At 45.2% G+C, this 14,144-nt stretch carries 14 protein-coding genes; 12 read left to right on the top strand and 2 right to left on the bottom strand.

Annotation, left to right across the window (positions count from 1 at the left end; all coding sequences use genetic code 11):
- Positions 1-296: 296 nt before the first annotated feature.
- Together D0T50_RS11000 and D0T50_RS10995 are read right to left on the bottom strand one after the other, a co-directional pair.
- Complete coding sequence (locus D0T50_RS11000; RefSeq protein ID WP_163223575.1) at positions 297-860, bottom strand: peptidylprolyl isomerase; 564 nt, start codon at positions 858-860, stop codon at positions 297-299.
- A gap of 135 nt (positions 861-995) precedes the next feature.
- Positions 996-1,784, bottom strand: a complete 789-nt coding sequence (locus tag D0T50_RS10995; protein WP_163223574.1) for an XRE family transcriptional regulator — start codon at positions 1,782-1,784, stop codon at positions 996-998.
- A 349-nt stretch (positions 1,785-2,133) separates the two neighbouring features.
- On the opposite strand from D0T50_RS10995, the gene D0T50_RS10990 reads away from it, so the two are divergent.
- From D0T50_RS10990 to ilvC, 12 genes are all read left to right on the top strand, one after another.
- The gene (locus D0T50_RS10990; protein WP_163223573.1) at positions 2,134-3,087 is read left to right on the top strand and encodes a Lin1244/Lin1753 domain-containing protein; all 954 of its coding nucleotides are present in this window, start codon (positions 2,134-2,136) and stop codon (positions 3,085-3,087) included.
- Between the two features lie 155 nt (positions 3,088-3,242).
- Positions 3,243-4,973, top strand: coding sequence for a bifunctional DNA primase/helicase (locus D0T50_RS10985; RefSeq protein ID WP_163223572.1), 1,731 nt, complete (start codon positions 3,243-3,245; stop codon positions 4,971-4,973).
- Positions 4,963-5,199, top strand: coding sequence for a DUF4248 domain-containing protein (locus D0T50_RS10980; RefSeq protein ID WP_163223571.1), 237 nt, complete (start codon positions 4,963-4,965; stop codon positions 5,197-5,199). Before D0T50_RS10985 ends, D0T50_RS10980 begins: the two co-directional genes overlap by 11 nt.
- A 196-nt stretch (positions 5,200-5,395) precedes the next feature.
- Positions 5,396-5,896, top strand: a complete 501-nt coding sequence (locus D0T50_RS10975) for an HU family DNA-binding protein (RefSeq protein WP_163223570.1) — start codon at positions 5,396-5,398, stop codon at positions 5,894-5,896.
- Positions 5,897-6,022: 126 nt separating this feature from the next.
- Complete coding sequence (locus D0T50_RS10970) at positions 6,023-6,124, top strand: smalltalk protein (RefSeq protein ID WP_163223569.1); 102 nt, start codon at positions 6,023-6,025, stop codon at positions 6,122-6,124.
- Between the two features lie 182 nt (positions 6,125-6,306).
- Positions 6,307-6,909 carry a hypothetical protein gene (locus D0T50_RS10965; protein ID WP_163223568.1) on the top strand — a complete coding sequence of 201 codons (603 nt, stop codon included), beginning with the start codon at positions 6,307-6,309 and terminating at the stop codon, positions 6,907-6,909.
- Positions 6,910-7,044: 135 nt separating this feature from the next.
- The gene (locus D0T50_RS10960; RefSeq protein WP_163223567.1) at positions 7,045-7,281 is read left to right on the top strand and encodes a DUF4248 domain-containing protein; all 237 of its coding nucleotides are present in this window, start codon (positions 7,045-7,047) and stop codon (positions 7,279-7,281) included.
- 803 nt (positions 7,282-8,084) lie between these two features.
- Positions 8,085-9,920 (top strand): dihydroxy-acid dehydratase, encoded by a 1,836-nt coding sequence (gene ilvD / locus D0T50_RS10955; protein ID WP_163223566.1) that lies wholly within the window; start codon positions 8,085-8,087, stop codon positions 9,918-9,920.
- A gap of 42 nt (positions 9,921-9,962) precedes the next feature.
- The gene (ilvB, locus tag D0T50_RS10950; RefSeq protein ID WP_163223565.1) at positions 9,963-11,705 is read left to right on the top strand and encodes a biosynthetic-type acetolactate synthase large subunit; all 1,743 of its coding nucleotides are present in this window, start codon (positions 9,963-9,965) and stop codon (positions 11,703-11,705) included.
- A gap of 12 nt (positions 11,706-11,717) precedes the next feature.
- The gene (gene ilvN / locus D0T50_RS10945) at positions 11,718-12,275 is read left to right on the top strand and encodes an acetolactate synthase small subunit (RefSeq protein ID WP_163223564.1); all 558 of its coding nucleotides are present in this window, start codon (positions 11,718-11,720) and stop codon (positions 12,273-12,275) included.
- Positions 12,272-13,015, top strand: coding sequence for an acyl-[acyl-carrier-protein] thioesterase (locus tag D0T50_RS10940; protein ID WP_163223563.1), 744 nt, complete (start codon positions 12,272-12,274; stop codon positions 13,013-13,015). The genes ilvN and D0T50_RS10940 overlap by 4 nt, the downstream gene beginning before the upstream one ends.
- Positions 13,016-13,056: 41 nt before the next feature.
- Positions 13,057-14,100, top strand: a complete 1,044-nt coding sequence (gene ilvC, locus D0T50_RS10935) for a ketol-acid reductoisomerase (RefSeq protein ID WP_163223562.1) — start codon at positions 13,057-13,059, stop codon at positions 14,098-14,100.
- Positions 14,101-14,144: the final 44 nt, after the last annotated feature.

The following is a 14,144-nucleotide window of genomic DNA, read 5'->3' as shown; positions in this document are numbered from 1 at the left end:
ATTGATGTTGTTTTATATAACGAAAAAGATAAACGTTTAGTATTTAAATAATGAAAAACTCTATGTATCAGAAAGATACATCTTCCGAACACGACTGGGTTTTACCCCAGGCTAAATATGTCAGGCTTTCAGCCTTCTGCTTGCGGATGTAATTGTATTCAATATTAGGCTTCGTTGTAGGGGGTATCTCAATGTCAGGCTTTCAGCCTTCTGCTTGCAGATATAATTATAAACGAATAAACCCTCGACGAGTAATCGTCGAGGGTTTATTTCTTAAGTGTATAAGTTATAATGACTTAGTGACAGCTTCCTCCGCAATCGCTATCGCAATCGCCGCTATCGCATCCGCAGTTGCAACCGCCTCCGCTCATCATGTTAATCATTCCTTGAATCTCTTCGGGTGTAGCGTCGCGATTTTCAATTACTTCGCCAACGAATGTTAGTACCGAACCGGCAAGTGGGTGGTTCATGTCCATAACAACCACTTCTTCTTTAACTTCTACTACCACGCCATTCATGCGGCGACCTTCGGCATCCATCAATGGAACGATGTTGCCTTCTTTGATCATTTCGGTGTCAATGCGTCCGTCAACTTCAAAGATGTTTTTGGGTAGATCTATCACATACTCGTCAATATACATTCCGTATGCTTCGTCTACAGGTATATCAAAATCAAACTTCTCGCCTTTGGCTAGTTTGGTGATTTCGTTTTCAAAAAAATCGAGTGTCGTACCCATTCCCGAAATGAATTGGAAAGGATGATCCGCCTTTGCTTCTTCTACCATATCGCGGTCGCCGCCTTCGTCGGTAGCATATAGCTTATAGGCTACGGTAATGTACTTGTTTTGGGTTGATTTCATCAGATAATGTTATTAGTGAATTTTCAGAAATTACGCAAAGGTAGCAATAAGTTGCTTTATTAACGAATGCCACTATATATTATCTGCTCCTTTTATATATTAATTAGTTTTGTTGCGCAATGGTTTCAATTTGCTCTATCCCATTTTCTTTCTAATCTCCTCCAACTGCATTTGTATGTAATCGTATTTATCTTCGAGGTCTTCCACCTTTTTGTAATACGTTTCGTGTATGTTCGGTGTCTTTGCCGTGAAGTACCACTCCACACACAATACGCTATGCAGCTCTTCTTCCCGGAGGTTGAAATTGGGGTAAGACACCTTGTCGGGATTGTCTGATGTGCAAACAATAAATCCCATTTGGTTCAGGCGGTTCTTGACGCGTTTTACGTAAGCCAGCCCTTCTGTGGTGCTGATAACGTACACGTACTTGTCTCTCATGTCGTGCCATTCGCTTCGTTCCAGCAGCCTGACAATGAGGTAGCCCGAATCCAGCAGGGTAGGAGCCATGCTTTCTCCCTTCACGCGGATGCAGAAGTATTTCTTGTTGCGTGCCAACATGCTATAGGGTATATTGATGGTATCTGCCACCTCTATATAGCTTGAGTTGTCGTATCCCAATACCCCGGCTGCTGCGGCAATCTCTACTATGGGCACGTGTGCTGTGTCTTGATATTCCCTGATTTGTTTTTCGCACTCTTCTGCCAGGATAGGGCCCTCGCCCAGTAATAGCCATCGGGTGCTCACGCCCAATGACCTTACGATGCGTTCCAATACATCTTGTTTTGGAATGACTCCTTTGTTTATGTACCCTCTGATGTTTCCTTCGCTACTGCCTATGAGTATAGCCAATTTGGTGTTTCGTCCTTGTCCGAAACGCTCTACCAATAGCGCGATTCGTTCGCCTATCGTACCCGTTTTATTCATAATATGCCTTATTGTTGTTTCAAAGGTAGAGATAAACTCAAGAAAAGCAAGTAAATATTCAATAAATACATTTAATGTATATTTTTCGACATAAAAATCGATTGTCTGTATGTTTTTATACAGGTTCTGTATATAGAAGTAACACGTCGAAATATAAAGCGTATTTATGCCTCATTTTTTGTAAGGAATAGTTGTTTGTTTCGTAATTTATTCCGTCTTTTGTGTCATGAAAAAATTCGGCGACTTAACTACCCGCAGAATGACTCTTTTCTAAGCGAACAAAATGAGTAAGTAATAAAATGTAGAACTAGCATTCAGCATAAAAACTGAATTAAAAAAAGAACGAACAATGAAGCAACATGATGCGAAGCCGAGCGGAAGCCGAGCTGAACGCGACCTGAAGAGGAATGAAAACTACTTCCCGCTTGAAACGAATTTAATTAACAGTATACCATTTGCAAAACTAATCGAAGCACATGGGGTAAAAGCCTATGCAATCTATTTGCTTATCTTAAACGAACTACGGATAAGTAGTGATTACAGGTGTGCAAAGAGTACTATAAAAGCATTAGCAAGAAAGTATAAAATACGCTTACCGGAGCTAGAAAGGGTGTTGTGCGACTACAATCTCTTTGAGATAACCAACGAAGAAGATGAAGAGGTTGTCTCATCTCCTTACCTTGACAGAGTGATGGAAATGTACGACAAGAAAAAAGCTCAGTATGCCAAATCGGGTAAGAAAAGAAGTGACAAATCGGAGCGAGATGGCAATGGACGATTTACCAGCGATGCACCAGCATTAGATAAGACTAGATTAGATAATAAGAAAAAAACTACTGTCGTAGTTAAAAAAGACGGCGTCGACGTCGGCAGTAAAATTGGTGTTTTTTTGGGATGGGAGCACCACCTGAACGAAGCCATGAATGACGAAGCATGGGTAGAGCTGATTGCCATGAGGTCGGGCTTGAGTATGCGCTTCATGAAACACCGGGCATTTGTGTTCGAAACCTTCAGGCAGCACGTAAAGACGCAGGGCAGCGAAAGCAGAATATCATCGCTCAGCGAAGCCAAAGCGTACATTGCCAACTACATGCGGCAGGGCACCGTCACGCAGAAACATGTGGCCGAGCTCATTTCGCAGCGCGAAGCCGAAGAGCAAAAAAACTCGCCACACCGCTTCGAAGACGTAGACCCCATAACCGGCGAACGAACCTACTTCGGCTGTCCCATACCACGGCATGCACCACCGCGACCTACCGCAAACGCCGTGTGGAACGAAGTCACCAACAACTGGATGCGCTAACCATCTGCCTATAGCATTTGCCCCGCAAGCCATAAGCATTTGATGCTTGAACCATAGGCATTTAACCCAAATGCCATAGTCTCAGGGAGCAAATGCCATAAGCAAATTGGGCATGGAAAACACTCTTTTTTTATTCACAATAAACTCTGAAAACGATGATAAACTTCGAGAAATTCAACGTACAAACAGGCGGAAAAACCAGTGGACGAATGAAAACATTCTGTCCGCAATGCCGCGACCGCCGCAGTAATAAACGCGATAAATCGCTTAGCGTAAACCTTGACACCGGACTTGCCTATTGCCACTATTGCAACTGGACGCTTAATGCCCGAGACACAAAACCTGCCCCACGCCTGCCCATAGCGCCACCCCAAACCGCTGTGCTGGCGCAGGAGGTGGTGACGTGGTTCTCCACCCGGCGCGCCATTCCGGCAAGCACCCTCATTGCTGCGGGCATCACCTCGGCGGTGGAGTACATGCCGCAAACACGCCAGAAGGAGCTATGCATTTGCTTCAACTACTACGAAGGCAACCGCTTGGTGAACACCAAGTTTCGCGACCTCGCCAAGAACTTCAAGCTCGTGGCAGGTGCCGAAATGATTCCCTACAACATCAACGGCATACTGGGCACGGAAGAGTGCATCATCACCGAAGGCGAAATAGACGCGCTATCCTTCATGGCCATTGGTCGAACGGACGTGATATCTGCCCCCGGTGGTGCCAACCGCAATCTTTCGTGGTTAGACCGCTTTCTGCCCACCCACTTCGACGACAAACGGGTGATTTACATCTGCACCGATACCGACCACAAAGGGCTGGAGCTGCGCGATGAACTGCTGCGTCGCCTCGGAACCGAGCGATGCCGCGTTGTAGACCTCTCACCCTTGAAAGATGCCAACGAGCTGTTGCAGCAATCTCACGGTGCCGATGCCCTGAAGGCTGCCCTTGCCGCTGCTCCGCCTGCGCCACTCGAAGGGGTGTACACCGCCGATGAACTGAGCGACGAGCTGCGCGCCCTCTACGAAAACGGACTGGGTAGCGGCGCCGAAACCGGTTGGGAAAACTTCGACGAGCTATGTACCTTTGAGCCGGGACGCATCTGTGTGCTCACCGGCATACCCGGCTGCGGCAAGTCCGAGTTTGTAGACGAGCTGGTGCTACGCCTCAACCTGCGCCACCACTGGCGCGTGGCCTACTTCAGTCCCGAAAACATGCCCATGGTCTATCATCTGCAAAAGTTGGCAGAGAAGCTCACCGGACGGCGTTTTCATAAAGATTCCATGTCCGATGCCCTCTATCGCGACACCGTTGAGTACCTGCAAGAGAACGTGGTATCTATACTTCCCAAAGACGATTTTACGGTCGATAATATCTTCTCCAAAGCCCGCGAACTCATTTACCGTCGCGGCATACGGGTGTTTGTTATCGACCCCCTCAATAGCATCGACCACCTCGTGGCACGTGGCGAAACAGAAACGCAATACATGAACAGGTTCTTGAACAAACTCACCACCTTTGCCCGTCGCAACCGCTGCTTGGTGATACTGGTGGCGCATCCGCGCAAGATGAACCGCGAGTTGGGCAGCAAATCTGCCGTAGTGCCCGATTTGTACGACATCAGCGGCTCGGCAGCCTTCTTCAACAAGTGCGACTACGGACTGGTGGTGGAGCGAGATCGCGAAGCAAGCGTTACCCGTGTGCACGTAGAGAAGGTGAAGTTCAGGCACTTGGGCGATAAAGGCACTGCCTCCTTCGTGTTCAATGCCAACAACGGACGGTTTGTGCCGCGGGGCATGCCGTTCGATAACCGAAACTGGGTTGTGCCCGGAACGAGCATGGCTCCGCTGTTTGAGAATCCGCAAAATATAGGGTGCAATGAAGGGTAAAGAGATGGACAGCCCGTTTGTGTGCAAGAGTTACACAAAGGATGAATTAGTGAAGCTATACCTGCCCGGTTACACGCTCTCTACGGCGTTGAAAAAGTTTAACGCATGGATAGGGGTTTCGCAAAAGTTCAGAGAAGCGTTTTATGCTTCGGGAGCCACGCTGCAAACCCGTATCTATACCCTCGAACAGGTACGGATTATTGTAGCCCATTTGGGCGAACCCTAACTAAAAACAACAGCCACAACAGGAATATAACGTGTTTTTTGAATTATTTTCTCCTTCCGAGAATAGGTTTGCTTAACTCGGAGTGCCTCCCTTTTCGATGCCTTATCTTTGTGTCAACGAAAGAGGGAAGCGCGCTCCCTCAGACGGAGATTTTAATATCCTTATTGTTACAACTAACCCTAAAATTTAGAAATTTATGAGTATTCCTGTAGTGCGCTGTAAGCGCAATAAAATTGTTAGTGATCCCACCTCTCCGGTATTAAACTACCTCAAACGAGATCCGGGACACGCACGCCTCTACACCATCGACGATGTGGCGTCCGAAACCGAACTAGTTGGCGGTATGAGCGCCGAAGATGTAACCCATGTAATGAAATCTTTCATTCGTTCGCTGCGAAAGATTCTCGTCATGGGCGACAAAGTAAAAATAGCCGGTTTGGGCACTTTCCACATCACCTTCAACTGTCAAGGCACAGAGCTGGAGAAAGACTGCACCGTGCGAAACATTCATCGCGTAAACGTACGCTTTTCGGTAGACAACACATTTCGCCTAGTTAACGATAGCATCGCCACCACACGTGGCGGAGCAAACAATGTGGAGTTCTACATCAAAAGCGAAAAGGATACGTCCGAAAATAGCAACGGTGATGGTGGCGATGGTGGCGACGGCGGCGATTTTGAAGACCCAACCACATAAGCCATACGGCGAAAAGGAAAAAACGTAGGAACAATCTTCGCACTGCCACCCCAAGCGGTACCCAAGCGGGTGGCAGGCGGGAGTTCCGTAAACTATCAGTACAATAATTAAAGAAAGGAGATAATTATGAGTAGAAGAAAGACTTGGGATATAATCCTCAAAGCAATTATCGCTGTAGCCAGTGCCATAGCAGGTGCGCTGGGGGCGAATGCGATGACGTTACTGTAATCAGCAGATGAAAGGGCTCCGAAAAGGGGCCCCTTCTTGTATGCTCTTATCACCACACAATAGTTAGAATAAAAACTTTGAGTTGAGGGGGAGAAATTTGATGAACAACATAATAGGAATTGCATATAATTGCTTAAATTTGCTTGTGAAGGTTACATGGAGTAACTAATATGGAATACGAAATGAATAGTTTAAAAAACAATAGCTGTATATTGATTTTTATCAATATAGTCATTCTCATTCTTGCCTCATGCAGTAGTAACGACTACTTAAAAGAGGCTGTAGAATCAGATGCGTATATATGCCCTTTGATTCATACTGAGAACTCCGAAATAATTCTATTAGCACTCTATTCTGAAACTTTGGTGAGAGAATTAGCGGAAAACTGTCAGGTTAAAAATGCAGAAGACTTTGTTCTGAAATGTTTGAGAGAAGGAACCTCAATACGTGTATCTACGTCTTTCTATGAGAAGTATTCTCAATACAGAATTAAGGCCGACTCATTAATAGATAAAACATATCGCGAGGATGGTATTCGTGGACTATTTGACAACTACATTAAAAAAGGCATTTATGACGATGGACTATATGTTCTCTGGAATGCAGAAGAGATGTTTCCCCTAGTCGGTCATGAACCTTATCCCGCTTTTGGAAAAGACACCAACAAGAATTATCTTATTTACTTATTTTCCAAACATAATCTGTTTTTTCTTTCTGGTTCTGTGGAACATATTTATATGATATATCTCGAATCTAGCATTTCTGACATGAGTGCTTTGCAGTAGTTAATCATTAAAGCAATTAAATCACCCAAGCAGCTACCATCCCACCATTGGTGGTAGCTGCTTACTATCACTATCATCAAAATTACAAACAACGAACTTACCTCACAAGTCGGTTCGTCAAAAACTAAATAAATCATGAATGAAAATTATATAGAACAACCCTTCGAACTCCGCAGTTATGTCAAAGCAGATTTAGTACGACTGTATTTTCCCGGCTATGCTTATAGTACAGCCATTAGAATGTTCAATAGCTGGATGAAGCTGTCTCGGCTTTACGAAAACGATTTAGGTTTGAATAGCATGAATAAATACACGCGCATTTATACCAAGGCGCAAGTAAAGAAGATTGTGGATCATTTTGGGGAGCCGTGATAGCGCTGAAGGTACGTTGTATTTAGCCCGGGGTCAGGGAGCAAAGCGACCGCAACCCTGGGTTTAGGTAATCCACTATCGGCATGGAACTCTGAAAGAGTGACACAAAGAAAAGACAATAGTGTGCCGCTCTTACAGAGCTTAAATTCATGTTGTCGATTCCAACCCTAGGGCTGCACTCGCTTTGCTCGCTGACCGCTGGGCTAAGTATGGCGCGCCTTCAGCGCTTTATGATACTATCAATGGAAGGAAGAGAAGGAGCGAAAAGACATCAATTGCCGTCGGTTTTAACCGACGGAGAGGAGGCAAATACAAACAAGGCTTTAGCCAAAAGAAGGACAAGGTTTGGCTAAAGCCAAGAAAAGGAGATGATTCACAAACCCGGCAGCTAAAGCAACCGGCAATTGATGTCTGATGGCAGGGTAGACGTACTATTGAACTGCAAGAGTGACTGAAAGCGTGTCCTTGCTTTGAGGTGGGCGAGAAATTTCTCTGTTAAGTGATAAAAACCTACTTAAATCCCCTGTTATCTTACGAAAAATCATTTTAATTGCTTTTTATTATTCATTTTGTTTGTGTTTTATAAAAAAGCCTTTACCTTTGTAGCGCAAATGAAAAGAAAAAGCAATTATGAATAGTACATTGTTAAACCTCTCTCTAATTATTATTAACCTCGTGGTGGTCACATCAAGAGCGTGAGAAAGGTTATGTGTATTTGTTTATAATGTATTATGATATAGCAGAAGCCTTTCTCACAGTGTGAGGAGGGCTTTTTTAGTTAATAGATAGTAAGATTCGCTAACATGAAAAAGCAGTTAAGAAGTTCGTTTAGTACCCAAGGGCGTAGAATGGCAGGGGCACGCGCGTTGTGGACAGCCAACGGTATGACCAAAGAACAACTGGGGAAACCTATTATTGCTATTGTGAACTCGTTTACACAGTTTGTGCCGGGGCATGTGCATTTACACCACATCGGTCAGCAGGTGAAGGCGGAGATAGAGAAACTGGGCTGCTTCGCTGCCGAATTTAATACCATCGCCATTGATGATGGAATAGCCATGGGACACGATGGAATGTTGTACTCCCTGCCCTCGCGCGATATTATTGCCGACAGTGTAGAATATATGGTTAATGCGCATAAAGCCGATGCTATGGTGTGCATTAGCAACTGCGATAAAATTACGCCGGGTATGCTTATGGCTGCCATGCGCTTGAATATTCCAGCTGTGTTTGTGTCGGGTGGACCTATGGAAGCCGGAGAACTCAACGGACAGCATCTCGATTTGATTGATGCCATGATAAAATCGGCGGATGAAAGCGTGAGCGACGCTGAGGTAGCAGCTATCGAGGCTAGTGCTTGTCCCTCTTGCGGAAGCTGTTCGGGTATGTTTACTGCTAACTCCATGAATTGCCTGAACGAAGCCATCGGTTTGGCACTTCCCGGCAACGGTACTATTGTTGCTACGCACGCCAATCGCACGCAACTGTTCAAAGATGCCGCGAAACTTATCGTTGAAAATGCCTACAAATACTATCGCGATGGCGACGAAAGTGTATTGCCAAGAAGCATTGCCACACGTGCCGCTTTTCTAAATTCCATGACATTGGATATAGCTATGGGTGGTTCTACCAATACAGTATTGCACCTGCTTGCCATAGCACAAGAGGCAGAGGTGGAATTTACGATGGATGATATTGACGCACTTTCGCGCAAGACCCCCTGCTTGTGTAAAGTAGCACCCAATACGCAAAAATACCACATACAAGATGTAAACCGCGCAGGAGGAATAATCGCCATACTTGCTGAACTGGCAAAAGGTGGTTTGTTGGATACCTCTGTGTTGCGTGTAGATAATATGACGCTTGCCGAAGCCATTGATAAAAACGATATAACAAGCCCGAATGTTGCACCAGAAGCAATACGAAAATATAAAAGTGCTGCTGCCGGAACGTTTAATCTTGTGTTGGGCTCGCAAGATACCTATTATAATACATTGGACAGCGACCGTGCCGAAGGGTGTATTCGCGATATAGAACATGCCTATTCCAAAGATGGCGGGTTAGCTGTATTGAAAGGAAACATTGCACAAGATGGTTGCGTAGTAAAGACTGCCGGTGTAGACGAAAGCATTTGGAAGTTTACAGGTCCTGCCAAAGTATTCGATTCGCAGGAAGCAGCTTGCAATGGCATCCTGCGCGGACGAGTCGTCAGTGGCGATGTTGTTGTCATCACTCACGAAGGGCCCAAAGGCGGGCCGGGCATGCAAGAGATGCTATATCCCACTTCTTACATAAAATCGCGCCACTTAGGCAAGGCATGTGCCTTAATAACCGATGGACGTTTTAGTGGAGGGACTTCGGGGTTGAGTATCGGACATATTTCGCCTGAGGCTGCTGCCGGAGGAAACATAGGAAAGATACAGGATGGCGACATCATCGAGATAAATATACCGGAGAGAATTATTCGGGTACAACTATCGGATGCAGAACTTGCAGCTCGTCCCATGACACCCGTAACCCGCGAACGTTACGTTCCCAAAAGCCTCAAGGCATACGCCAGTATGGTAAGTTCGGCAGATAAAGGAGCAGTTAGATGCCTCCCCCCAACCCCCTCCGAAAGAGGGGGAGAAGGAAAGTAACCCCCACGGGAATATTAAAGTTAGAATAAAAGAAAAATAAATATGGAAGTTCAAGATAAATCAAACTCTTCTCCCTCTCTTTCGGAGAGGGCAGGGGAGAGGCTCACAGGTGCCGAAGCGTTGATGCGCTCCTTGAAGCACCACAATGTAAAACAAATATTCGGCTATCCGGGTGGAACAATTATGCCAGCGTTTGATGCGTTGTACGACTACCGGGATACCTTTAAACATATTCTTGTTCGCCATGAACAAGGTGCCACACATGCTGCGCAAGGTTTTGCACGTGTTTCGGGCGAGGTGGGTGTGTGCTTGGTTACCAGTGGGCCGGGTGCTACCAATACCATAACAGGTATAGCCGATGCTATGATTGACAGTACACCGATTGTAGTTATTGCCGGACAAGTGGCAACTCCTTTTTTGGGTACAGATGCTTTTCAAGAAGTGGATCTTGTAGGTGTAACACAGCCTATCTCCAAATGGAGCTACCAGATACAACGTGCCGAAGATGTGGCATGGGCTGTTTCGCGTGCTTTCTATATTGCGAAAAGTGGTAGACCGGGTCCGGTTGTACTCGATTTTGCTAAAGACGCACAAGTAGGCATGACCGAATACGAACCGATGAAAGTCGATTTTATCCGTAGTTACGACCCCGATCCGGATGTAGACGAGGCGCAACTGCAGGCTGCTATTAAAACAATCAACAATGCTAAAAAGCCTTTAGCCTTAGTAGGGCAGGGTGTGGAGCTTGGTGATGCACAACAAGCATTGGCTGCTTTCTTAGAGAAAGCGGATATTCCTTGTGGATGTACCCTGTTGGGACTTTCTGCAATTCCTTCTGCACATCCATTGAATAAAGGAATGTTGGGTATGCACGGAAATCTGGCGCCCAACATCAAGACCAACGAGTGCGACGTGTTGATTGCGATAGGTATGCGTTTCGACGACCGGGTAACCGGCAAATTAGATACGTATGCCAAACAGGCAACCATTATTCATTTGGATATCGACCCATCCGAATTTAATAAGAATGTAAAGGTAGATATACCGTTACTGGGTAATTGCAGAAAAACATTGCAACGATTAACCGCTGCTATCAACGTTAATAAGCATTCCGAGTGGATTGAAAGTTTTGCCCCGTATGCCGAACAGGAATACAATCAGGTTATCAGCAAGGAGGTATGCCCACAGGAAGGTCCTCTGAACATGGGCGAAGTAGTAAACGCTGTGAGCGAAGCTACTGCCAATGAAGCAATACTTGTTACGGACGTAGGCCAGAACCAGATGATGGCTGCCCGCTATTTCAAATTTACGCAAAAACGCAGCATTGTAACCTCTGGTGGGTTGGGAACAATGGGCTTTTCGCTTCCGGCAGCGGTTGGTGCTACGTTTGGTGCACCTCATCGCACGGTTTGTGCCTTCATGGGTGATGGTGGTTTGCAGATGAATATACAAGAATTGGGCACAGTTATGGAGCAACAAGCGCCGGTGAAGATTGTTTTGTTAAATAACAACTTTTTGGGTAATGTGCGCCAATGGCAAGCCATGTTCTTTAATAGACGTTACTCTTTTACACCGATGGTAAACCCCGATTATATGAAGATAGCAGAGGCGTACAATATACCGTCGCGCAGGGTTGTTGATCGTGAAGAATTGCAAGATGCTATTAAGGAAATGCTGGCCACCGAAGGAGCGTTTATTCTTGAAGCGTGTGTAGTAGAAGAAGGAAATGTATTGCCGATGACTCCTCCGGGCGGTTCGGTAAATCAGATGTTGTTGGAATGTTAAAAAGGTACGAATATGGAGAAAACATTATATACACTCATTGTTCATTCAGAGAATATTGCAGGCTTGCTCAATCAGGTAACGGCAGTGTTTACCCGTCGCCAACTCAATATTGAGAGTCTGAACGTGTCGGCATCGTCCATTAAAGGGATACATAAATACACCATAACCACGTGGACTACCAAAGATATGATTGAAAAGGTAGTGCGACAAATTGAGCGAAAGATAGATGTGCTGCAGGCACACTACTTTACCAATGATGAAATCTATTTTCATGAAATAGCACTATACAAACTTTCTACACCCGAGTTTCAAGAAAATCCATTGGCGTCGAAAGTGATTCGCAGATATAACGCAAGAATTGTAGAGGTGAATCCTGTATTTTCTATTGTGGAGAAGAATGGATTGAGCGAAGAGATAACAGCGCTTTACGATGAATTGAAAGCTTTGAATTGTGTGTTGCAATTTGTGCGATCGGGCAGGGTAGCAATTACTACCAGTTGCTTTGAACGGGTAAATGAATACCTGACAATGCGTGATGAAAAGTATAAAAAACAAGTAGAAGAATTATGAGCAATAAGGAAAAAGTAGGTAGCTATAAGTTTATCGCCGAACCTTTTCATGTAGATTTCAAAGGGAAACTAACATTTGGTGTGTTGGGTAACCACTTCTTGAATTGCGCCGGTTTTCATGCGGCGGATAGAGGATTTGGTATCTCGGAATTGAACGAAGAGAACTACACATGGGTACTTTCGCGATTGGCTATAGAGATGATTGATATGCCCAATCAGAACGAAGCGTTTACCGTGCAAACTTGGGTAGAGAATGTATATCGTTTGTTTACCGACCGTAACTTCGCGGTGCTGAATCAAGATGGCGAGCCCATAGGTTATGCACGTTCGGTGTGGGCGATGATAAATATGAATACACGCAAACCGGTAGATCTGCTGAGTATACATGGTGGCAATATCGCGGATTACGTGGATGATAAAGAGTGTCCTATTGAAAAGCATTCGCGCATAAAAGTTGCCGCACAAGAAATGGTGGATATGTCTATAGCCCGCTACTGCGACATTGATATAAACGGACACGTCAATAGTATTCGCTATATTGAACACATCCTTAACCTGTTCCCGTTACAGTTTTATGAAGTAATGCGCGTACGTCGCTTTGAAATAGCCTACATTGCGGAAGCACGTTATGGCGACGAGCTGAAGTTCTATAAAGAAGAAGTTAGTCCGGTGGAGTATCATGTAGAGGTACGCAGAAACGGCGAAGAGGTGATTTGCAGAGGAAAGGTACTTTTTGAATAATAAAATAAATAACTCAATTAATAATTAAAACAAAGAAACAAATGGCACAAATGAATTTTGGAGGCGTGGTTGAAAACGTAGTAACCCGTGAAGAATTTCCATTAGAAAAGGCACGTGAAGTATTGAAAGATGAAGTTATTGCTGTTATTGGCTATGGCGTTCAAGGACCGGGACAGGCGTTGAACCTACGCGACAATGGCTTTAACGTAATCATCGGTCAGCGTAAAGGTAAAACGTACGACAAGGCAGTAGCCGACGGTTGGGTGCCGGGTGAAACTCTTTTTGAAATTGAAGAAGCTTGCCAGCGCGGTACAATCATCCAATATTTGCTTTCGGATGCAGCTCAGATTGAGTTGTGGCCAACTGTAAAAGCTTGCTTAGCTCCAGGCAAAGCACTCTATTTCTCGCACGGTTTTGGCGTAACATACAAAGAACGTACAGGTATTGTTCCTCCTGCTGATGTAGATGTTATATTGGTAGCTCCCAAAGGTTCGGGTACTTCATTGCGTACCATGTTCCTCGAAGGTCGCGGTTTGAACTCTTCGTACGCTATCTTCCAAGATGCTACGGGCAATGCCTTCAATCGTGTGGTAGCATTAGGTATCGGTGTTGGTTCGGGGTATTTGTTCGAAACAACCTTCGAGCGCGAAGTATATTCAGACCTTACCGGAGAGCGTGGTACATTGATGGGTGCTATTCAAGGAATTTTGTTGGCTCAATACGAAGTATTGCGTGCTAACGGACATACTCCTTCGGAAGCATTTAACGAAACTGTAGAAGAATTGACTCAATCACTAATGCCATTGTTCGCAGCGAAGGGTATGGACTGGATGTATGCCAACTGCTCTACTACTGCTCAACGTGGCGCGTTAGACTGGATGGGACCTTTCCATGATGCCAGCAAACCAGTGTTCGAGAAACTGTATCACGAAGTAAAGGTAGGTAACGAAGCACAACGTTCTATCGATACCAACTCTAAACCCGATTATCGTGAGGGATTGGAAGCAGAACTGAAAGCACTTCGCGAAAGCGAAATGTGGCAGGCAGGTGCGGTAGTTCGCAAGTTGCGTCCTGAAAATAACTAAAAAACATTCCTCCCCGTCCTGTCAAAAAGGGCGGGGAGTTTTTT

The sequence above is a fragment of the Bacteroides sp. 214 genome, from assembly GCF_010501015.1.
In the GTDB taxonomy this organism is placed as follows: Bacteria; Bacteroidota; Bacteroidia; order Bacteroidales; family Bacteroidaceae; genus Bacteroides.
The sequence above is the reverse complement of the archived record's forward strand: the minus strand, read 5'-3'. Positions and strand labels throughout refer to the sequence as shown.